General features: G+C 36.9%; 19 protein-coding genes and 1 other RNA gene. 2 read left to right on the forward strand and 18 right to left on the reverse strand.

The window, feature by feature from the left end:
• Positions 1 to 43: 43 nt before the first annotated feature.
• The 3 genes from rnpB to HMPREF0819_RS07065 form a co-directional block, all read right to left on the reverse strand.
• An RNA gene (gene rnpB / locus HMPREF0819_RS08795) (RNase P RNA component class B) lies at positions 44 to 411 on the reverse strand.
• A 66-nt stretch (positions 412 to 477) separates the two neighbouring features.
• Positions 478 to 807, reverse strand: coding sequence for a cell division regulator GpsB (gene gpsB / locus HMPREF0819_RS07060; protein WP_003067358.1), 330 nt, complete (start codon positions 805 to 807; stop codon positions 478 to 480).
• A gap of 126 nt (positions 808 to 933) precedes the next feature.
• Positions 934 to 1,452, reverse strand: coding sequence for an SLOG family protein (locus tag HMPREF0819_RS07065; RefSeq protein WP_003067360.1), 519 nt, complete (start codon positions 1,450 to 1,452; stop codon positions 934 to 936).
• A 74-nt stretch (positions 1,453 to 1,526) separates the two neighbouring features.
• Here HMPREF0819_RS07065 and recU point away from each other — a divergent pair, with 74 nt between their 5' ends.
• Together recU and pbp1a are read left to right on the forward strand one after the other, a co-directional pair.
• On the forward strand, positions 1,527 to 2,135 hold the full coding sequence (gene recU / locus HMPREF0819_RS07070) for a Holliday junction resolvase RecU (protein WP_044023445.1): 609 nt from the start codon (positions 1,527 to 1,529) through the stop codon (positions 2,133 to 2,135).
• Entirely contained in the window at positions 2,122 to 4,383 is a 2,262-nt protein-coding gene (gene pbp1a / locus HMPREF0819_RS07075; protein WP_003067363.1) for a penicillin-binding protein PBP1A, read from the forward strand. The genes recU and pbp1a overlap by 14 nt, the downstream gene beginning before the upstream one ends.
• Positions 4,384 to 4,473: 90 nt before the next feature.
• On the opposite strand, the gene pepC is transcribed toward pbp1a, so the two are convergent.
• From pepC to proB, 15 genes are all read right to left on the reverse strand, one after another.
• On the reverse strand, positions 4,474 to 5,811 hold the full coding sequence (pepC, locus tag HMPREF0819_RS07080) for an aminopeptidase C (RefSeq protein WP_003067365.1): 1,338 nt from the start codon (positions 5,809 to 5,811) through the stop codon (positions 4,474 to 4,476).
• A 256-nt stretch (positions 5,812 to 6,067) separates the two neighbouring features.
• On the reverse strand, positions 6,068 to 6,892 hold the full coding sequence (gene nadE / locus HMPREF0819_RS07085; RefSeq protein WP_003067367.1) for an ammonia-dependent NAD(+) synthetase: 825 nt from the start codon (positions 6,890 to 6,892) through the stop codon (positions 6,068 to 6,070).
• On the reverse strand, positions 6,892 to 8,352 hold the full coding sequence (locus HMPREF0819_RS07090) for a nicotinate phosphoribosyltransferase (RefSeq protein ID WP_003067370.1): 1,461 nt from the start codon (positions 8,350 to 8,352) through the stop codon (positions 6,892 to 6,894). Before HMPREF0819_RS07090 ends, nadE begins: the two co-directional genes overlap by 1 nt.
• Before the next feature lie 227 nt (positions 8,353 to 8,579).
• A complete protein-coding gene (gene trxB, locus HMPREF0819_RS07095) occupies positions 8,580 to 9,494 on the reverse strand; it encodes a thioredoxin-disulfide reductase (RefSeq protein ID WP_003067371.1) in 915 nt (304 codons plus the stop codon).
• 66 nt (positions 9,495 to 9,560) lie between these two features.
• On the reverse strand, positions 9,561 to 9,785 hold the full coding sequence (locus HMPREF0819_RS07100) for a DUF4059 family protein (RefSeq protein ID WP_003067372.1): 225 nt from the start codon (positions 9,783 to 9,785) through the stop codon (positions 9,561 to 9,563).
• A gap of 82 nt (positions 9,786 to 9,867) precedes the next feature.
• Positions 9,868 to 10,611 carry an amino acid ABC transporter ATP-binding protein gene (locus tag HMPREF0819_RS07105; RefSeq protein WP_003067374.1) on the reverse strand — a complete coding sequence of 248 codons (744 nt, stop codon included), beginning with the start codon at positions 10,609 to 10,611 and terminating at the stop codon, positions 9,868 to 9,870.
• Positions 10,611 to 11,414 carry an amino acid ABC transporter permease gene (locus HMPREF0819_RS07110; RefSeq protein WP_003067376.1) on the reverse strand — a complete coding sequence of 268 codons (804 nt, stop codon included), beginning with the start codon at positions 11,412 to 11,414 and terminating at the stop codon, positions 10,611 to 10,613. Before HMPREF0819_RS07110 ends, HMPREF0819_RS07105 begins: the two co-directional genes overlap by 1 nt.
• Positions 11,415 to 11,445: 31 nt before the next feature.
• Positions 11,446 to 12,270: a transporter substrate-binding domain-containing protein gene (locus HMPREF0819_RS07115; protein WP_044023446.1), complete on the reverse strand. Its 825-nt coding sequence runs from the start codon at positions 12,268 to 12,270 to the stop codon at positions 11,446 to 11,448.
• A gap of 165 nt (positions 12,271 to 12,435) precedes the next feature.
• Entirely contained in the window at positions 12,436 to 13,779 is a 1,344-nt protein-coding gene (locus tag HMPREF0819_RS07120; RefSeq protein WP_003067380.1) for a DEAD/DEAH box helicase, read from the reverse strand.
• Between the two features lie 193 nt (positions 13,780 to 13,972).
• Positions 13,973 to 14,986: a phospho-N-acetylmuramoyl-pentapeptide-transferase gene (gene mraY / locus HMPREF0819_RS07125; protein WP_003067382.1), complete on the reverse strand. Its 1,014-nt coding sequence runs from the start codon at positions 14,984 to 14,986 to the stop codon at positions 13,973 to 13,975.
• Positions 14,987 to 14,992: 6 nt separating this feature from the next.
• Complete coding sequence (pbp2x, locus tag HMPREF0819_RS07130; RefSeq protein ID WP_003067384.1) at positions 14,993 to 17,257, reverse strand: penicillin-binding protein PBP2X; 2,265 nt, start codon at positions 17,255 to 17,257, stop codon at positions 14,993 to 14,995.
• A gap of 3 nt (positions 17,258 to 17,260) precedes the next feature.
• On the reverse strand, positions 17,261 to 17,584 hold the full coding sequence (gene ftsL, locus HMPREF0819_RS07135; RefSeq protein WP_003067386.1) for a cell division protein FtsL: 324 nt from the start codon (positions 17,582 to 17,584) through the stop codon (positions 17,261 to 17,263).
• Positions 17,584 to 18,534 (reverse strand): 16S rRNA (cytosine(1402)-N(4))-methyltransferase RsmH, encoded by a 951-nt coding sequence (gene rsmH, locus HMPREF0819_RS07140; RefSeq protein ID WP_044023459.1) that lies wholly within the window; start codon positions 18,532 to 18,534, stop codon positions 17,584 to 17,586. Before rsmH ends, ftsL begins: the two co-directional genes overlap by 1 nt.
• 110 nt (positions 18,535 to 18,644) lie before the next feature.
• Positions 18,645 to 19,895: a glutamate-5-semialdehyde dehydrogenase gene (locus HMPREF0819_RS07145; RefSeq protein ID WP_003067390.1), complete on the reverse strand. Its 1,251-nt coding sequence runs from the start codon at positions 19,893 to 19,895 to the stop codon at positions 18,645 to 18,647.
• A gap of 15 nt (positions 19,896 to 19,910) precedes the next feature.
• On the reverse strand, positions 19,911 to 20,714 hold the full coding sequence (gene proB / locus HMPREF0819_RS07150) for a glutamate 5-kinase (protein WP_003067391.1): 804 nt from the start codon (positions 20,712 to 20,714) through the stop codon (positions 19,911 to 19,913).
• Positions 20,715 to 20,740 lie beyond the last annotated feature (26 nt).

Here is a 20,740-nt window from a genome sequence, read left to right on the forward strand (position 1 = left end):
AAATAAAAGCTAGCCTAAGCTAGCTAGATACCTATATGCAATTTTCTATAAGCCATGTTTTGTTCCAGAGATAACTAGGCCTTATCTCCTTCGATAATCATCTGTCTACTGTTTCCAGTCAGGATAAATCGTTCGTTTCCTACTATCCCGTGCCCCTACCAAAGTTTGGGTTGCTAGCTTGAGGGGTTTACCGCGTTCCACTTCTCGGGTTTTCCCAAGAACTACGTCACTGTGGCACTTTTCAGAGCTATTCAAGCATATCAAAAGACTTAGCTTTTTCACTCGCCGTAACATCAAAAAGATGTCCCTAGGCTTATTAATTCACCTAGCACAAACACTACCGGCATCACAGCCAGTGCTAGCATGGACTTTCCTCATGGTACGTAAGGTACCACGCGATTATCCAAAAATTGCAATTTATCATCCTTACCTTCAAATGAAGATAAGACACATACAAAGTTAGTACTTAAATAGTAATTATGATTCAGTAATTTGTTTACCGAATACTTCTTTTTCCAAACGGCTGATACGTTTCAAAATATCAAAGTTAGTTGCCGTTTGAGCCACATGCGCATGATCCGCTTGCGGTGCGACAAATGGAGCTGATGGCACTTTAGGTTTAGCAGCCAGTTGTTGTTTCAATTTTTCATTTTCAGTACGTAGTTCTTGAACTTGTGAAATATAACTTTCATAATCTTTGATAACATCATCAAGAAACTCGTCTACTTCTTGTTTATCATAACCACGCATGCTAGTTTTGAACTCTTGTTCAAAAATGTCCTTTGGACTATAAATAATACTTGCCATTCTATCTCTCTCCAAACAAAACTATTCTAGTTAACCTTAGAATATGACATCGTCATATCAAGATATATGTTACAGAAAATTTAGTGAAAAATCAAGCATTTACTTTTAATTCATATTAAAAATTTATTACCAATCTTCAAGAAATTCATTAAGGCGATCAAAAGTCAGATATTGGATAGGATAATCTGACTTTTCTTGCATTACATGAAGTAAATATTTTAAATTCGTTTCATTTTCTGAATCATAAAAAAGATATGCACCATCTGTATTATCAACCAGAAATTGGTTGTAATTTCTAAATTGACTTGGATTTTCGTAATCTGGATAAGAATACTTCACAAAATCAACTTGCTTAAACTCGCTGAGTTTCATCTGATTAGCTTCATTCCAGTTATACCCATGATTTTCAAATGTAAAAATTGTAGCAATACTAAAATCATACTCCTCTTGCAACTCTTTTGCAACCTGCAATGCCCAATATTCAAATCCAAGATTTCCCATAAAAATCAACCAGTCGACACCTTCATCAAAGTATCGAATAAAATCATGTTTAATTGCTTTTTTGATAACCTTAATTCGCTCGTCTTTTTCTTGAAAAATGCCAAGCTCAAAACTCTTGTAGCCTGTAACGAGAATTGCAGTCATATTCTGTTTCCTTTCTAAAAATATGTTATAATAGTAGTGCTTATATTGACTTAAGCATGAATGTTAGGAGTTTTATGGTTAATTATCCACATCATATTATTCGAAAACAAGCAGCCCCAGCTTCTAAAAAGGTAAAAAAATCAACAATTAATTTTGCTAACCGTGGGATGAGTTTTGAAGCAGCAATCAATGAAACTAATAATTACTACTTATCTCGTGATATTGCTGTTATTCACAAAAAACCAACTCCAATTCAAATTGTAAAAGTTAATTATCCTAAAAGAAGCCGTGCAAAAATTGTAGAAGCTTACTTTCGTCAAGCATCAACAACCGATTATTCTGGCGTTTATAAAGGTCGCTATATTGACTTTGAAGCTAAAGAAACTCGGCAAAAGACATCCATGCCACTTAAAAATTTTCATGCCCACCAGATTGAGCACATGGAACATGTCCTAAAGCAAGATGGGATTTGCTTTGTATTACTTCATTTTTCAACAATTAAGGAAACTTATTATTTACCTGCTAGTGCTTTAGTGGACTTTTACCAAATCAATCTCGGAACCAAATCCATGCCACTTGATTATATCAGAAAAAATGGATATATGGTGACGACAAGTTCACTCCCTCAGGTTCCTTATTTAGATATTATCGATCAAAAAATTTTAGGCGGTGATCACAATTAAAAAGAAAACAACAAAACACAGACGATCAAATAAACCCACATCCAACAAGACAGCTATTAAGGTACTTAGATATGCCTTAATCACTATAATGTCATTAGTTATTGCTGGTTTTGTCATTGGTGGATTAGTTTTTGCTTTTTATGTTAGCAGCACTCCTAAGCTAACAGCTAGCAAACTATCATCTACCAACTCAAGTTTGATTTATGATTCTAACGGCTCACTAATCGCTGACTTAGGTTCTGAAAAACGCGAAAGCGTCTCAGCAAACAGTATTCCACTAAACTTGGTTAATGCCGTTACATCAATCGAAGATAAACGTTTCTTCAAGCACCGTGGTATCGATGTTTACCGTATTCTAGGTGCTGCGTTAAATAACTTTACAAGTTCGAGCACTCAAGGTGGATCAACACTTGACCAACAGCTAATCAAATTGGCTTACTTCTCAACAAGTGAATCAGACCAAACTTTGAAACGTAAAGCTCAAGAAGCTTGGCTTGCACTCCAAATGGAACGTAAATACACTAAAGAAGAAATTTTAACTTTCTACATCAATAAAGTGTACATGGGTAATGGTAACTACGGAATGCTAACAGCAGCTAAGTCATACTACGGTAAAGACTTGAAAGATTTGTCTATCGCTCAATTGGCCTTACTTGCAGGTATCCCTCAAGCTCCTAGTCAATACGACCCTTACACAAATCCAGAAGCTGCACAAAACCGTCGTGACACAGTTCTTTCTGAAATGTACGAAGATGGTAACATCACTAAATCTGAATATGATACTGCTGTTGCTACACCGGTTACAGATGGTCTACAAACTCTTACAGAGTCTACAAGCTACGAACCTTACCTTGATAACTACATTAAAGAAGTCATCCAAGAAGTTAGCGATAAGACAGGTCAAGACATCTACTCAGCTGGTCTAAAAGTTTACACAAACGTAGATACTGATGTTCAAAAATATCTATGGAATGTCTACAACACAGACTATTACGTAACATATCCTGACTCTGATTTACAAGTTGCCTCAACAATCGTTGATGTTCAAACAGGTAAAGTTATCGCCCAACTTGGTTCACGTAATCAAGACACAACTGTTTCACTCGGAACTAACCAAGCAGTTCTTACAGACCGCGACTGGGGTTCTACAATGAAACCTATCACTGATTATGCTCCAGCCATTGAACACGGTGTTTATACAAGTACTTCTGACATTACTAGCGATAGTAAAGCTTATTGGCCTGGTACTTCTACCCAAATTTATAACTGGGATCGCCAATACTATGGTAATATGACAATCCAAACAGCTATCCAACAATCACGTAACGTTCCTGCTGTTAAGACACTCGAAGCTGTTGGTTTAAACAAAGCTAAATCATTCTTGGAAGGACTTGGTATTTATTACCCACAACTTTACTACTCAAATGCTATCTCAAGTTCAACAAGTGATTCCGATGAGAAATACGGAGCAAGCAGCGAAAAAATGGCTTCTGCTTATGCCGCATTCGCTAACGGAGGAATTTATTATGAACCTCAATATGTCAACAAAGTTGAATTCAACAACGGTACAAGCAAAACATTTGATACATCTGGTAGCCGTGCAATGAAAGAAACAACAGCATATTTGATGACATCAATGCTTAAAACAGTACTAACTTACGGTACTGGTACCGAAGCTGCTATCTCGGGTGTTTACCAAGCTGGTAAGACTGGTACTTCAAACTACTCAGACGACGAACTCGCTGAAATCGAAGAATCAACTGGTATTTACAACAGTGTTGTTGGTACAATGGCACCTGATGAAATGTTTGTTGGTTACACTTCTCAATATTCAATGGCCGTTTGGACAGGTTATAAAAACCGCATGACGCCAATCTACGGAAATGGTTTGAATGTTGCAGCTGATGTCTACAAAGCTATGCAAAGCTATCTTAATGAACAATATGGTAGTGGTAGCGAAGACTTTGAAGTTCCAAAAGGTGTTCACACAAGTGGTGGCTATGCTTACCTAAGTGGCTCAAGCAAATACACTTACTCACCATCATCAACTTCAGTCTACAGCAACATCTACGGTTCAAGCTCTTCAGAAGAATCTTCATCTAGCCAATCATCTAGTGAAGAAAGTTCTTCATCAGAAGAAAGTTCTTCATCAGAAGAAAGTTCTTCATCAGAAGAAAGTCAAACTTCTGAAATAGAAACAGCTACAGAAAATAACGCTGACTCAAGCAGCACTGAAACTAGTAACTAGTCCTTAAATTAAAAACTCCTCTGAATAATCAGAGGAGTTTTCTTATCTCTAAAAAAGTATCAATAGCTAAAACTACTGATACTTTTTGTTTTATTTACCTGCAAGTGCTCCCATTGGATCCCATGGTGCAAGAACGACTGGTTCAGCTTCATAAGCTGCACGTTCTTCTGCCGTCAAGAATTCTTTACGTACCACGATTTGATATGTGAATTCATCCATCCAAGCATCAGAAGCAACAAAGTAACCTTTATTACCAACTTTATCTCCCCATGAATTTTCGACTTTCCATTTAAGAGATTTGCCGTTTTCATCCAAGTCAACACCTGTAAGAACCATAGCATGTGTCATCAAGCTTTCGCTGTAATCAAGACGTCCAGCTTTGTCTTGTGTGAAATTGATATCCATTGCAGTATCAAAATCATAAACATTTGTTGCCATGATACCTTTTTGACGGTCTGAAATTTGACCAACATCAGAACCAAACCAAACTGTTTCACCAGCTTGCATTTGAGCGATAGCCAATTCTTTGAAACGTTCCATATCAAGGTTGATGTAGCGAACGTCACGGCTACCAACAACGTTACCAAGCATTTCAACTGTATATGATTTACCAAAAGGTTTGTCAGCTGTTGGTGCATTGATAACTGAAACATATTCTGAAAGTTCTAGACCAACATATTTTTTGAAGAATTCTTGTGGTGTGATATTTTTATCTGAGTGGAAATTGTTATCTTTATCACGGTAAGCAAAATCAAAAGTACGTGGTGGCAAACCTAAATTGATAGCTAAGAAATTGAAGACTTCTTGAAGAAGCTCTTCTTTTTTAGCTTGAACAGCTTTTTCATCTGCACCTGCTGCAATAGCTTCACGCAAAATTTGAGCATCTTGACGCAATAGTTTGTTAAGGTATTGATTCAATTCACGGCTATTGCTTGATGAAATTGATTCTGGGTATGCTGCTTTTGGTACAACACCGTATTTTTCAAAAAGTGCAACAACCATGTCCCATTGACCACCGTCTTGTTGTGGAACATCAAGTAAGAATTTCACTTTACGGCTACCAAGTTCTTGGTCAGCAGTCGCAATCACTTGTTCTAAGAACCAATTTGATTTTTCGTATTTATCCCAGAAAAATGTGTGTGCTTGAGAAAGCTCAAAGTTTTCCAAGTTAAGGTCTGAAATCATTTTATGACGGAAAGTGTTAAGAGCTGCAAACATCCAGCAACGACCTGATGCTTTTTGGTTAGCAACTTTATCTTTTGTTAAATCAATTGAAAAAGCATGGTCATTTTCCATTTCACTTTGACGAGTTTCAAGTGATTTTAACAAACCATTGTGAGTTACAGCATTTTCAACAGCACGTAATTTGCTATTAGCTTCATAATCAGTAAATAGCTTATCAGTAAATATTGATGATAATTCTGACATATTTCCTCCTAAATATCCGTAAGCTTCACATTTATGTTATTTTTTCTGACTTAAGCCTACTTAACTAATATCCATTATAGCGCTTATAAAAGAGAATGCAAGAGGTTTTATCAGAATTTTTAATACTTTTTGAAATTTTCAAAAAGTGCGTAAACTCTTTTGACATTTTTCAGTGATATCAGCTGACATCTCCTGACACTTAATACCAATAATTTTTGGCTTTAAAAAGAGACCCTAACGGGTCTCTTTTTACATATTATTTCCAGAAATCATCAAATACAGTAATTGGTAAATGACGTTTGTGTTCTGTTTTATTCCACCAATTTTCGATTTTTGATTGTGCTTCTGGTGAAACAGTTTTACCTTCAAGATAGTCATCAATGTCGTTGTAAGTCACACCAAGTGCCACTTCATCTGCGATACCAGGACGATTTTCTTCCAAGTCAGCTGTAGGAATTTTTTCGTAAATAGCTGGGTCAGCACCAAGTTCAGCAAGTAATTGTTTTCCTTGACGTTTGTTCAAGCGGTAAAGTGGGACGACGTCAGCACCACCATCACCAAATTTTGTAAAGAATCCAGTGATGTTTTCTGCAGCGTGGTCAGTACCAATAACAGCTCCACTATTTTCTCCAGCAACAGCATATTGCGTAATCATACGTTGACGTGCTTTGATGTTTCCTTTGTTAAAATCAGAAACAGTAATACCAGCTTTTTCAAGTTCGTGAACTTGTCCGTCAACAGCTTCTTTGATGTTAACAGCAATACTAACGTCTGGTTTGATAAATTGAAGAGCACGTTGTGCATCGTCTTCATCTGCTTGAACACCATATGGCAAGCGTACAGCGATAAATTTGTAGCTATCGTCTCCTGTTTCAGCACGCAATTCTTCTACAGCGATTTGTGCCAAACGACCTGCTAAGCTTGAATCTTGTCCACCTGAAATACCAAGAACATAACTTTTAAGGAAAGAATGTTTTTTCATGTAATCTTTTAAGAAATCAACAGATACACGAATTTCTTCTTTAGGGTCAATACTTGGTTTAACACCCAATTCTGCAATAATTTTTTCTTGTAAAGTCATTACTTAACTTCTCCTTTTTGCTGTGCTTCTTTACGAATACGGTCGATAAGATCCATTTTGTTTTGCCAAACTTCTTGTGACAAATCAACTGGATAATCTTGTGGGTTAAGAAGACGTTTGTACTCATCCCAAAGTTTGTCATACTCTTTGCGAGCATAATCTTGAATTTCAGCAAGTGTTGGCACGTTATAAACCAATTCACCTTTATCAAAGATATCAACAAGAAGAGGAACAGCTTCAAAATCTTTCACTGTTTTATTGATGTAAGTGTATGTTGGATGGAACATATAAACTTCATCAAGTTCGTTAACATCAGTATCTGTGAAAGTGATGTAGTCACCTTCAGTTTTGTTGCGTTCACGACTAGTAATACGCCAAACTTGTTTTTTACCTGGTGTAGATACTTTTTCAGCGTTATTTGACAATTTGATAGTATCTTGCATGACACCATTTTCGTCTTCGATTGAGACGATTTTGTAAACTGCACCAAGAGCTGGTTGATCGTAAGCTGTGATTAGTTTTGTACCAACACCCCAAACATCGATTTTAGCTTTTTGCATTTTAAGATTTAGGATAGTATTTTCATCTAAATCGTTTGAAGCATAAATTTTAGCATCTGGGTAACCAGCAGCATCCAATTGTTCACGGATTTTTTTAGACAAGTAAGCCATGTCACCTGAATCAATACGAACACCTAGGAAGTTAATCTTGTCGCCAAGTTCATTGGCAACACGAATGGCTGCAGGTACACCTAAACGAAGTGTGTCGTAAGTATCAACCAAGAAGACGCAGTCTTTATGAGTTCCTGCATAAGCCATAAATGCATCATAGTCGTCACCATAAGCTTGAACAAGAGCGTGGGCGTGTGTTCCTGATACTGGAATGTCAAACATTTTACCTGCGCGAACATTTGAAGTAGCATTAGCACCACCAATAACTGCTGCACGTGTACCCCAAATCGCTGCATCCATTTCTTGGGCACGACGACTACCAAATTCAAGCAAGGGTTCATCGTCAATAACTGAGCGAATACGAGCTGCCTTAGTAGCAATCAATGTTTGGAAGTTTACGATGTTAAGCAAAGCTGTTTCAACCAATTGACATTGAGCAAGTGGTCCTTCAACTTGAACAATTGGTTCATTAGCAAAAACCAAGTCACCTTCTTGAGCAGAACGAATGCTCAATTCCAATTTGAAATCTTTCAAATAAGCAATAAAATCAGCTGGATAACCTAATTCTTCCAAGTAAGCAATATCTGTTTCAGTAAAACGAAGGTCTTTTAGGTATTCAACCATACGTTGCAAACCAGCAAAGACGGCGTAACCATTTTCAAATGGTTCTTTACGGAAATAGACTTCAAATACGGCATTTTTATTGTGAATGCCTTTATCAAAATAAACTTGCATCATGTTAATTTGATACAAATCTGTGTGGAGAGTTAAACTATCATCTTGATACATGTGGTATCCCCTTTTTAAAAATATTGACTCAACACTAGTCTTATCATTTAGGCTTAACGCCCCTTGATAGTATCTGTCAAAAGATTAATTATCCCCCATATTATAGCACAAAAAGACAAGGCTTGCTAAAACTTTGTGAGTTTTTGCGCAAAGATTTGAAAAAAGTTACTCTTTTTCAGAAAAATTTCCAAACATAAAAAGTCCTGATGTGATATCAGGACCTTATCTTATTTCATATTTTCGATATATTGATAAACACCTTGTCCAGCAATGGCACCATCGCCTACAGCTGTTGTAATTTGACGAAGTTCTTTCTTACGAACATCTCCAACGGCAAAGATTCCAGGAATAGATGTTTTCATATGGTCATCAGTAATGACCCAGCCTGCTTCATCAGTGATTCCTAGATTTTCAACCATTTTAGAAACTGGATCAACTCCAACGTAGATGAAAATACCACCAAATTCATGTTCACTGATTTCACCAGTTTTAACATTTTCAACAGTCACACCAGAAACTTTGATGTCATTTCCTTTGATTTCTTTGACCACTGAATCCCAGATAAATTTAATTTTTTCGTTAGCAAAAGCACGGTCTTGCAAGATTTTTTGTGCGCGCAATTCGTCACGACGGTGAATAATTGTTACTGATTTTGCAAATTGTGTCAAATAACCAGCTTCTTCGACCGCTGAGTCACCACCACCAACAACTAGCAAATCTTGATTGCGGAAGAAAGCACCATCACAGACCGCACAGTATGAAACACCACGGCTTGTAAATTCTTCTTCACCAGCTACACCGAGGGCACGATTCTTAGCTCCAGTAGCCAAAATAATTGTCTTAGCTTCATAAGTAGCATCCTCAGTAATGACACGTTTGATCTTGCCAGCATCCTCAATACTTTTTACGATACCGTAGATATTTTCAACACCAAATTTTTCAAGTGGTGCGTGCATTTTCATTGATAACTCAGGACCAGAAATATGGTCATATCCTGGGTAGTTTTCAATTTCTGAAGTGTTATTCATTTGCCCACCAGGAGCACCTTGTTCGATAATACCAACTTTCAAATTGGCACGCGCGGCATAAAGCCCTGCAGTCATTCCAGCAGGACCAGATCCAATAATTAATGTATCGTACATGTATCTTTTACCTCGTCTTATTGATTATTTTTCCATTCTATCAATCTAGTCTCAAAAACGCAATTATTATGCTTTGAACATCAGTAAAATAGCCATAAAGGCAAATGAAAGAACTGGAATTACCATAATAGATATCATCAAAATGTCATACAAAAAAGCTTGACGTTCTTTAGCTGTTTTATCATATTTACGATTAGCACGCCAAAAATTCCAAATCACACCAGCTAAAACAACACTGATGATTGATAACAGTAATCCCTGAATGTAGAGACCAAAAATTTCTAAAAACATATCTCACCCTGTAATAAGCATTATTTTTTACTCTAAAAAAGCTGAAAAAACTTTCAGCTTATATTATATCAAATCTGTGTGCTTAAATATATGTTTTTGAATAATTCGCAAAGAATTCTTTAGTTCTTGCTTCTTTAGGATGTTTAAAAACTTCCTCTGGACTACCCGCTTCAAGAATTTGTCCTTTATCTAAAAAGAGAACTTTATCAGCAACTTGATAAACAAAATTCATGTCATGGCTGACTAGGATCATCGTTTGACCTGCTTTAGCTGCATCAGCAATTGATTTTTCAACTTCTCCAACCAATTCAGGGTCAAGTGCTGATGTTGGTTCATCAAGCAAGAGAACATCAGGTTTCATAGCAAGTGCACGCGCTAGTGCCACACGCTGCTTTTGACCCCCAGATAAATGTTTTGGGTAATAATTTTCGCGGTCAGACAAACCAACTTTTGCTAATTCTTCTTTAGCAATCTTAGTGGCTTCAGCATCAGAAATCTTCTTAACTACTTTTAGGCCTTCTTTGACATTTTCAAGAGCCGTTCGACGTTCAAAAAGATTAAACTGCTGAAAAACCATAGCTAATTTTCGACGAAGTGCCAAAACATCTTCTTTGGAAATAGTCTGAAAATCAACCTTAAAATCATCAATCGAGATGCTACCATAATCAGCTTTTTCCAAGTAATTCAAACTGCGCAAAAATGTTGATTTTCCAGCTCCTGAAGCACCGACCAGAGCAAGAACTTCACCTTTTTGAATGTCAACATTTAAGCCATCCAAAACTTTCTGACCTGAAAATGCTTTTGTTAAATTTGTAATTTTAATCATTAGCGAATGTCTCCCGTTACAATATCTTGGTTTACCTCTGGTGTATCAATTGACATTTTCTTTTCAATCAAACGTCCAATTTGTTCAATGAGAATGCTAATCACCCAATAAACGATTGCTACAGAGATGTAACGCTCAAAATAGCGATAATCTGAACCACCTAAAATCTGCGCCTGCGCAAACATTTCAACAATCCCTGCGTTAAATGCTAGAGATGTTCCTTTAGTCAAACCAATCAAACTATTGATTAATGTCGGAGTAGCAATCACTGCTGCATTTGGAATGATGACACGTCGATAAACCTGAAATGAAGTCATACCCAAGCTTTTAGCGGCTTCGATTTCTCCAACGTTCACAGCTTGAATTGCTGCTCGAATAGTCTCACTCGTATAAGCTGCTTCATTAAAAGCAAATGCTGTCACTGCAAATACTGATGCTGGAATGGCATTGATATTCCAATCAAAGCCATACTTCAATTTGAGGAATTTCAAGAAAAGCGGAATTCCATAATAAGTCAGCATGAGCTGAACTAAGATTGGGGTACCACGTAAAAAACTGACAAAGACAGCTTGAATAGGATATAAAACCTTTGTTCGATTGATTTTCACGATAGCAAATAACAAAGCTAGTAATAATCCAAACACAGCTCCTGCTATTGTCAAGCCAAGTGTTGTTGGCAAGTGTTCAATCAAATCAGGTATAGCATCAAATACCGCTCGCCAACTAAACAGCTGACCTTCGGGAATTTTTTCAACTAACTTATCATACCAAGATAAGCCAGTCGCAAGTGTATTTAAAGACATGTAAGCTCCTTTTTAAATTCAAAAAACTCTATCACTCAATACCTGAAACAAAGTCACCGCCAAAATAGTTTTGGCTCAATTCTGTTAAAGTACCGTCAGCTTTCAATTCTTTGATACGTTTATTGACAAATTTTTGTAAGTCTTTGCCTTCATCTGTATTGGCAAATAAGAGGTATTCTAAACCATCATTCTTTCCACCGATTGAATCTTTGACGTTTGTAACTGTCAAATTAAATCCTTGGTCCTCAATAAGGTAATTTGATGAAATGGCGTCATAAAGAATAAAATCAATCGTTCCATTTTCAATGTGTTGAATACGAGTTGTCAATCCAGTTGAGCTTGCCGCGTATTTAATGTTGATTGGTTCTTTGTCAGGATTTTCTTTATTCCAATTTTCCAAAACTTGAGCGTAGTTTGAACCAGAAATCACTTCTGTCTTTTTACCAGATAGATCATCTAGGCTATCATATCTTGTTCCTTCAGCACTTGTAATGGCGTAATTGGAATGTGAAATTGGGTCTGAAAAAAGGTACTTCTTAGCACGCTCTTCATTGTAGTTAAAATCATTTGCTGCAATTTGATAACGATCAGCATCAACCCCAGTCAAAATAGAGTCAAAAGCTGTTGTCACAAATTCTACTTTATATTCTTTTGAGTCTTTAAAAATTGCATTGATAACATCAATGTCATATCCTTTAAAATTATCATTTTCCTTAAATGTAAACGGTGCTGTATCAGAGTCAGTCGCAATTTTCACCACTGTTTTTCCACCAGATTGTGATTGATTTGAGCAAGCAGCCAAGATAAAAGCTACTGAGGCAAAAACTACAGTTGTCAATAATCTCTTCAATTTCATCACATCATCCTCTTTTCTAATAATCACCTCCTAGTCTATCAAATTTCATGTAACTTGCCTAATACATATTTTTTATTGAACTGATAGGTAAAAACTATCAAGGTGATAAGCAGGATTCTTGACATGAAAAAAACTTGAGACAATGTCTCAAGTTTTTGGATTTTTTTAGAAAGTTTGTTTTCTTGCTTTACGTTCAGCACGTCCTTTAGCACGGTTAGCTGCACGGCGCTCACGTTTTCGTTTTTCTTCAACTTTCCATTGAATTTTTTTCTTGTATCCTGGTTTGATTTTTTTCTTTTTCTTCTTAACCAAACCAATCATTTCTGTATCAAGTTTTTGATATGATTTTTCACGATTAGCACGACGATCACGATCATAGGTATCTTTGAACTCACCATTTTTAAGCATTTTCGGTACAAATTTAATGCCTAATTTTTCAAGTTCCCGAATGTCTGAATCATCACTTGGTTGGTAAAGTGTGATGGCAATACCGTTTAATCCATTACGACCTGTACGCCCAACACGGTGAACAAAGAATGACAAATCTTGTGGAATCGCATCGTTGATAACATGACTTACCCCTTCAATATCAATCCCACGCGCTGCCAAATCAGTTGCAACGATGTATTCGTAAGACAATTTTTTGATTTGGTTCATTGTACGTTTACGTTCGCGTGGTGGAATGTCACCGTGGATTTTAGCTACTTTCAAACCATTTGAAGCAAGGTAGCTATGCAATTCGTCAGCACGCTCTTTAGTGTTAACAAAAATCATAGCAAGATATGGATTAATAGCCTTAGTGATTTCCAAGATTTGAGCATTTTTATCACGACCTTTAGTTGATACCAACCAGTTGTCGATTGTATCAGCGATAACTGTCGTTGTCTTGATTTTTTCCATGACTGGATTTGTCAAATATTTTTTCAAGAATGGTTGAAGTTTTTGTGGAATCGTTGCTGAGAAGACCAAAATTTGGACATCTTTTGGCAAAGTACCAGCGATTTTATCAACCGTATCAAGGAATCCCATATCAAGAGTCATATCAGCTTCATCAACGACAAAAGTGTGAGCTTTGTAGATTTCAAGGTCGCCTGATTTTACCAAATCGTAGATACGACCAGGTGTACCAATGACGATGTGTGGTTGAGCTGATTTTAGTTTTTCAATTTGACGAAGTTTATCAGTACCACCGACATAATTTGCTACACGAATTTCTGTCTCAGATTTTTCAGCAATTTGTTTTGTTGCTTGATAAATTTGTGTTGCCAATTCACGGCTTGGCGCTGTAATAACAACTTGAACGTTGTTATTATTCTCATCTAATTTTTCAAAAATAGGAAGCAAGAAAGTGTGTGTTTTCCCTGAACCTGTTTTTGATTCACCAACCAAATCACGACCTGAACGTACAACAGGAATTAATTTTTGCTGTACTTCTGTCGGATTTTTGAATTTAAGCTCTGCGAGTGCCTCACGGATGTAGGGCTTAAAATTAAAATCATTAAAAGACATGTTTTACCTCAATTTCTTATCTCATCAAGTATAACTTGAAAATTCTCTTCATTAACTTATCGTTTCATTCTAGTCTAAATTGACTACCCGAATTTTTTCATTCCCTCCTATTATATCATTAAAAGGGCAATTAAAGCAAAGCACTATGCGCTTTAAATAAAAAAGAGAGCTGGATTTTTCCAACTCTCATTATTTAAAAGAAGTATAAAATCATCAAAGTAATAACACTTACGACAATTCCAACAGTCCACAAGAATGCATCAACTTTCCATTCAGACCATTTTTCTGATTTTCCTGACAAACCGCCAAGCTCTAAATGGTGGTGGAATGGCGTCATACGGAAAATACGACGACCTTCACCATATTTTTTCTTCGTATACTTAAAGTATGACACTTGAAGCATTACTGAAGCTGTTTCAAAAACGTAAACAAAACCAATAATAAGAAGTGTCCATTCTTGGCGTAGGGCGATTGAGATTGTTGCAAGCATAGCACCTAGTGACAAACTTCCCACGTCACCCATGAAAACTTTGGCTGGCTTGTGGTTGAAAATAAAGAAACCAAACAAAGCACCAATCATAGTAACGATAATCAAAAGAACATCAAATTGTTTTTGGACAATCGCAATCACACCATAAGCAGCCAAGCTAATTGCTACTGAAATTGAAGCTAATCCATCAATACCGTCTGTTAAGTTAACAGCATTTGAAAAACCAACAATCCAAAATAGAACAAAGAGAACATAAAATACACCAAGGTGAATATCGAAACCAAAAACATTCAAATCATCTGTCCCACTTGGACGAACATGAACAAAGTAGAAAATCAAACCAGCAATGATTTGTAGGCTCATTTTTTGCCAAGGTGTCAAACCTTCATTAACTTGTTTAAAGATTTTCAAAAAATCATCAAGAAATCCGATGATTCCATAAATCAAAACAACTAACAGAATTCCTACTGTAGCACTCATTGAAGTCCCTGCTTGTCGTTCAATAAAGAAACTACAAAATAGGCTAACAAGAAGAGCAACTGTTAAGAAAACCGTTCCTCCCATTGTTGGTGTACCAGCTTTAGCTAAATGCTGTTTGACGTCCTCGTGCATTTGTTGTCCACCAATTTTTTTCAATTGATAGATACGAATAAAATGCGGCATAGCAAATACTGTCAAAACAAAGGCGACAATACCTGCAATTAAACTTAAAAACATTTTAGTTTAGTCTCCTAGAGTAATTTTAATTTTTTTAACATGGTCAATATCTTTTTCAGAATCAACACTTTGCTTGATGACTTTACTTCCTGAACCTTTGAAAATTACTTTAATTCCAGTCCATTTTGCAAATTGTTTAACATTTGCTTTTGTCCAGCCATACATATCAGGCATTGTGTTGAGATTTCCTGTCCAAAGAAGGACTTGTTCGTTTTGAGCAAGATTGCTTCCAACTTTTTTAGACATTTTCTTAATTTTATTACCTGAACCGACAACTACAGGTTGAACAAGATTATTACGAAGCTCTTGAGCTGTATCACCAGGTGCTTTACCGATATAATCTTTCAATTGGTATTTGGTTTCTGTATCTGTACCAGTCACGGCTGTACTTGTCAAAGTATCTTTAATCATCATAGCACGTTCAAGAACTGGGTTAACCACATCTTTCCAGAAAGAACGTTTGAAAGTTGTTGTTGGTTGTTGAAGAGTGACATACATGATAAAGTCAGGATCATCTGACGGCACCATGGCAACTACTGAGTTGATGTAGTCGTTATCACCTGTCAAGTATCCACCACCTTCTTCAGCAGACGCAGCAATTTGGGCTGTACCAGATTTGACGGCAACAGAGTAACCACCAACTTGGATAACTGGTGCTCCTTCAGTGCTATCATACAAGGTACCAAATTGTGAATCTGTACCAACCGTTACCATATAATCAAGGGTTTGATCAGCAGCATCTTCTGAGACAGGATTACCAGCAATTTCTGCTGAAGCTTTACGAGCTGTATTGTTATTTGGATCATAGATCTGGCTGATAAATTGCGGCTCAAGCATAACCCCTTTATTAGAAATCGCAGAAAAGGCACGAAGCATTTGAACTTGTGTCACACCAATACCTTGACCGAAAGCACTCATGGCAATGGTTACTTCATTGTCTGATGGTAACAAGCCACTACCTTCATTGACCATGCCAAAACGTGTTGGGTAACCAAACTTAAACTTAGACAAGTAGTTTAGCCATTTATCATTACCCATTTTTTGTTCAAGACTTGTCATAGCAACGTTACTTGACCAAGCAAACCCTTGAGCATACGTCATATATTGAACAGAAGTATTACCTTCATTGACGTTCCAGTCATTGATGGTTGTATCAGCAACTGTAATACCATTAATGGTTGAAATCACTTCATTTGGCGTGAAGACATCATCATCAATAGCTGAAGCAAGAGTCATTACTTTCATGGTTGACCCTGGTTCATAATAACCTTGATATAGAAGGGTATTCCATGTTTTTAGGTTATCTTCATTATAACCTTCCATTGTCTGTGCATTATAAGTTGGACGTTGTGTCGTTGCTAAGATTTCTCCTGTCTTAGCATTAACCACTGTCGCACTGGCATATTTACCTTGAGCATCATTTTGGAAAATATCCATTTGTGACTCAAGGTAAGATTGCAATGGTTCAGAAAGTGTTGTATAAACATCTTTTCCGTCAACAGCTCTTTTAACAGTCGTTTCCGTACCAAGAAGCAAATTGCCATTTTTGTCTTTTTGGTAAGTCACTTTTCCGTCAGTCCCTGAAAGGACATCATCTAGTGATGCTTCAAGTCCTGAAGTACCTACAAGACTTGATGTTTTACCATCTTTATTTTCTTTTAATTGAGCAAGTCCTAAGAATTGAGAAGCAAAGATGCCATTTGGATACATACGTCCTGGTGTTGATTCAAAGCCAATTCCCTTGATTCCTGCTTCTTTCATAGCTGATTCGATAGAAGATTTTGTACTATATGAAAGTCCTGAACCAGCAGTCCCGAAAGAAACTTGGAAAAGCCCACTTTGATTTAATTGTTTTAAGACTTCGTCCTTATCAATGCCAATTTGAGCATTTAAAATCTCAGCAACTTTATCGTATTGAGATTTTTTGACATATAATTTTTCGCCTGTTGAAGAAACATAAGATTTTGAAATAATCGCATAAACACTATATGTTGTTGAATCTTCAGCAAGAGCGACTCCGTTTCGGTCATAAATCGTTCCACGCTTTGCTTGTACAGTCACAGTTTGCCGATAAACATCTGACGCTTCACTTGATAAATTATGACCAAATTTTGTATCTGTCCCAACAATAATGGCAAAATTGATAATAAACACAAAGAAAAGGAAGACTGCCAGAATCATAAGATTCTGACCAACACGCTCGCGATTCTTATCGGGTGTGCGTCTGTCCTTCACTACATAGTCTAAAAAACGATTCATTAATTTTTTCATAGACTACTCCACCTGTTTAATATTATCTTGCTGACTTGTTAAGCCTGCATTCTGTGCAATTTGCTCAACACGGTCACGGCTTGAAAGCTCATTGACCTCTTGTTTAGCGTTGTCATAATCTGTCTGTACCTCAGTGATTTGACTATTTAAGTCGGTAATTTGCTGCTGTACTTGAAGATTTCGACTTTGCAGATAAATAATACTAACAGCCATGGTAATAGCCGTTATGATAATTGAGCCATAAAAAGCTTTTTCAACGCGCGAAAGTTTTCGAACACGACGTTTTAAAGCATTAGCAATGGCTTCATTACGGTGTTTTTCAGTCATTACTTACGAACCTTTCTAGCCACACGTAGCTTGGCAGAATGTGAACGATTATTAGCTTCTAATTCTTCTTGACTAGGCAAAATTGGTTTGCGATTGACTAAAGCAAGTTTTGGTTGCATGTCATCTGGAATAAATGGCAAACCTTTTGGAACCTCAACTGTTGACGCTTCTTTGAATAATTGTTTTGTCAAGCGATCTTCAAGAGAATGGAAGGTAATCACAGAAATGCGACCATCCACTACTAATAAATCAATAGCTTGTTGGATAGACTCATCAGCTGCCCCAAGCTCGTCATTAACTTCGATTCGAATAGCTTGGAAAATCTGCTTAGCTGGATGACCTTTTTTCTTAAGTTCTTTAGCAGGCTTAGCTGATTTAATAATTTCTGCTAATTCAGTTGTTGTTTCAATCGGTTTAACTTGTCTAGCCTGCTCAATTTTGCGAGCAATTTGCTTAGAAAATTTGTCCTCACCGTATTTGTAAAAAATGCGCACTAAATCATGGTAGTCGTATGTATTTACCACATCATAAGCTGTCAAATCTTGCTCACGATTCATACGCATATCGAGCGGTGCGTCTTTCTTATATGAAAATCCACGTTCGCGCTCATCTAACTGCGGACTAGACACCCCAAGGTCGTATAAAATACCGTCAATCTCAGTCACTCCATGCATAGCTAAATTTGAAGCAAGATTACGGAAATTGTCCTTGATAAAAGTGACTTGTCCTTTTTCAATATAATCTTTTAATCTAATTTGTGCATTATCAATAGCCGTTTGGTCTTGGTCAAAAGCGTAAAGGTGACCATTCGGCCCAAGCTTAGAAAGGAGATACTCACTATGTCCAGCTCCCCCAAGCGTTGCATCTACATAGATTCCATCTGGCTTAATATCAAGCATATCAACGGTCTCATGTAGAAGTACTGTTATATGATGAAAGTCTTTTGTCATACCTTTCATTATAACATAAATAAAAAGATTCTACCTTAAAAGATGGGAATAAAAAGAAAAACCAAGCCCCACTTAGCATGGCACTTGATTTTCGGTGTATTTAGAAGATATTACTCTCTGATTTGTCCTTTACCGTTAATGTAAAATTTCGTACTTGTCAACGCCTCTAATCCCATTGGTCCACGCGCATGCATTTTCTGAGTAGAAATACCTATTTCTGCACCTAAACCAAAGACAAAACCATCTGTAAAGCGTGTTGAAGCATTAACGTATACCGCTGCTGCATCCACCTCATCTTGGAAACGTTCAGCATGTTCGAGATCTTTTGTAATAATAGCTTCTGAGTGATGTGTTGTGTATTTGTTGACCCAATTAATAGCGTCATCAAGAGAATCAACAACTTTAACAGACATGATGTAGTCTAAAAATTCTGTAGCATAATCTTCAGCTGTTGCAGCTACTGCATTTTTGAAAATAGTTAACGCTTTGTCATCAGCTCGAAATTCAACTGGATGAACTACGTTAATAGCTTCTTCTAATTTTGGCAAGAAGGCATCAGCTACTGACTGATGAACGAGCAAACTTTCTGCTGCGTTACAAACACTTGGACGTTGTGTTTTGGCATTAATGACAATTTTTGTTGCCATATCTAGGTCAGCCGAATCATCCACATAAATATGGACATTTCCAACCCCCGTCTCAATTACAGGAACTTTTGATTTTTCTTTGACAGTCTGAATAAGACGAGCTCCTCCGCGTGGGATAAGAACATCGACATAATCAACAGCCTGCATCAATTCTTCAGCAACCGCATGGCTTGTATCCTCAACAAGCTGAACAACATTTTCATTAAGACCTGCTTTAGCAAGGGCCTTACGAATAACTGTCACAAGCGCAGTATTTGAATGAATCGCATCGCGCCCACCACGTAAAATAATGGCATTACTTGTTTTAAAAGCTAAGCTGAAAGCATCGACTGAAACATTTGGACGACTTTCAAAAATCATAGCAATCACACCAAGAGGCACACGCTTTTGCACAATTTTAAGACCATCAAGATTAGTGTATCCACGAACGACTTGACCAATCGGGTCTTGTAAATCAGCTACTTGACGAACTCCCTCAACAATACCTTCGATGCGTTTAGCATCTAGTTTCAAACGGTCAACCATAACGGGGGAAATGCCATTTTCTCTTGCTTTTTCTACGTCACACGCATTTTCTTGCAAGATAAAATCAGTCTCTGCTAATAATGCTTCCGCAACTTGACCTAGCACTACATTTTTTTCTGCTGCTCCAAGTTTTACCAAACTTTGACTAGCAATTTTAGCATTTTTTCCTAGTTCATCAATATAGCTCATCTCAAGCCTCCTTTATTATTTAGATTGTGAAAACCACGTTCCGATATTTGCACCTTCTAAAGCACGTAAAATGTCACGTGGGTTAGCGCCATTCATCAAAATCATTTGACTATTGTTGTCAAAAACCATCTGGGCACTCTTGATCTTGCTAAGCATGCCACCTGTACCAAATCGACTTCCAGCACCACCAGCTGACTTGATGATTTCATCAGTGATTTCGCTGACATGTTCACGAAGTTTAGCATCATCATAGACATTTGGATTTTTATCATAAAGACCATCAATATCTGACAACATGATTAACAAATCTGCTTTAGTCACTTTAGCAACGATAGCTGACAAGCGGTCGTTATCTCCAAATTTTGTCGTGTGATCCATTTCATCAACACTGATAGCATCATTTTCATTAACAATTGGCACAATTCCCATTGAAAGAAGAGTCTCAAAAGCGTTAGTGAAATTTGTCAAACTTTCAGGATATTCGATAACATCACGTGTAATCAAAAGCTGGCTAACTTCTGTCTGATAGTGTGAGAAGATTTGTGAATATAAACTCATCATGGCAACTTGACCAACACTTGAAACTGCTTGTTGACGTGCAATTTCTGTCGGACGTTTGTCCATGTTTAAGACATTAAGACCAAATCCCATGGCACCTGATGACACCAAGACTACTTCTAACCCCTTGTTCATCAAACTAGAGATGACAAAAGCTAGTTGATCGATTTTTTCAAGATTAATTTTGCCATTTGGCATGACAAGCGAACTTGTCCCGATTTTTATAACTATACGTTTTACTGATTCAAAATTACGTTTCATACGCTTATTATACACTAAAAAATAGT

Source organism: Streptococcus equinus ATCC 9812 (assembly GCF_000187265.1).
GTDB lineage: Bacteria > Bacillota > Bacilli > Lactobacillales > Streptococcaceae > Streptococcus > Streptococcus equinus.

Coding starts and splice junctions, on each gene's coding strand:
- ftsL (WP_003067386.1), bottom strand. CDS start 17,584: ATGACTGAAAAACACCGTAATGAAGCCATTGCTAATGCTTTAAAACGT.
- nadE (WP_003067367.1), bottom strand. CDS start 6,892: ATGACTTTACAAGAAAAAATTATTGCAGAATTGGGTGTTAAACCAAGT.
- rsmH (WP_044023459.1), bottom strand. CDS start 18,534: ATGACAAAAGACTTTCATCATATAACAGTACTTCTACATGAGACCGTT.
- HMPREF0819_RS07110 (WP_003067376.1), bottom strand. CDS start 11,414: ATGTCTTTAAATACACTTGCGACTGGCTTATCTTGGTATGATAAGTTA.
- HMPREF0819_RS07105 (WP_003067374.1), bottom strand. CDS start 10,611: ATGATTAAAATTACAAATTTAACAAAAGCATTTTCAGGTCAGAAAGTT.
- trxB (WP_003067371.1), bottom strand. CDS start 9,494: ATGTACGATACATTAATTATTGGATCTGGTCCTGCTGGAATGACTGCA.
- HMPREF0819_RS07090 (WP_003067370.1), bottom strand. CDS start 8,352: ATGTATCAAGATGATAGTTTAACTCTCCACACAGATTTGTATCAAATT.
- recU (WP_044023445.1), top strand. CDS start 1,527: ATGGTTAATTATCCACATCATATTATTCGAAAACAAGCAGCCCCAGCT.
- pepC (WP_003067365.1), bottom strand. CDS start 5,811: ATGTCAGAATTATCATCAATATTTACTGATAAGCTATTTACTGATTAT.
- HMPREF0819_RS07145 (WP_003067390.1), bottom strand. CDS start 19,895: ATGAGCTATATTGATGAACTAGGAAAAAATGCTAAAATTGCTAGTCAA.
- HMPREF0819_RS07065 (WP_003067360.1), bottom strand. CDS start 1,452: ATGACTGCAATTCTCGTTACAGGCTACAAGAGTTTTGAGCTTGGCATT.
- HMPREF0819_RS07120 (WP_003067380.1), bottom strand. CDS start 13,779: ATGTCTTTTAATGATTTTAATTTTAAGCCCTACATCCGTGAGGCACTC.
- HMPREF0819_RS07100 (WP_003067372.1), bottom strand. CDS start 9,785: ATGTTTTTAGAAATTTTTGGTCTCTACATTCAGGGATTACTGTTATCA.
- proB (WP_003067391.1), bottom strand. CDS start 20,714: ATGAAACGTAATTTTGAATCAGTAAAACGTATAGTTATAAAAATCGGG.
- mraY (WP_003067382.1), bottom strand. CDS start 14,986: ATGTTTTTAAGTTTAATTGCAGGTATTGTCGCCTTTGTTTTGACAGTA.
- pbp2x (WP_003067384.1), bottom strand. CDS start 17,257: ATGAAAAAATTAATGAATCGTTTTTTAGACTATGTAGTGAAGGACAGA.
- HMPREF0819_RS07115 (WP_044023446.1), bottom strand. CDS start 12,270: ATGAAATTGAAGAGATTATTGACAACTGTAGTTTTTGCCTCAGTAGCT.
- gpsB (WP_003067358.1), bottom strand. CDS start 807: ATGGCAAGTATTATTTATAGTCCAAAGGACATTTTTGAACAAGAGTTC.